Here is a 383-nt window from a genome sequence, read left to right on the forward strand (position 1 = left end):
TGGAAGATGGCGTGAGTGCCGACAATCATCTGCACTTCGCCGCTGGCGATAGCCTCCTGCTGCGCCTGACGGGCTTTGCCTTTCTGTTTGCCCGCCAGCCAGCCGACTTCTATGCCCAGCGGTTCGAACCAGTTGCGGAAGTTATTGGCATGCTGCTCGGCAAGCAGTTCGGTGGGCGCCATCAGCGCCACCTGTTTGCCGTGGACGATAGCGCGCAAGGCGGCCAGGGCAGCGACCAGCGTTTTACCGGAGCCAACGTCGCCCTGCACCAGGCGCATCATCGGCACGTCCAGCGCCATATCGTGTTCAATCTCGGCGGTAACCCGCGCCTGCGCGCCGGTGGGCTTAAAGGGCAGGGAGGCCAGCAGCTGCTTTTTCAGGGT

1 protein-coding gene is annotated in these 383 nt (G+C 63.2%); it reads right to left on the bottom strand.

What is annotated here, in order from left to right; genetic code table 11:
• Positions 1–383, bottom strand: a 383-nt coding sequence (locus FN082_RS17835) for a DEAD/DEAH box helicase (RefSeq protein WP_142982039.1), incomplete at both ends; no start/stop codon positions are given.

This window comes from Klebsiella spallanzanii (assembly GCF_902158555.1).
GTDB classification, from domain to species: Bacteria; Pseudomonadota; Gammaproteobacteria; order Enterobacterales; family Enterobacteriaceae; genus Klebsiella; species Klebsiella spallanzanii.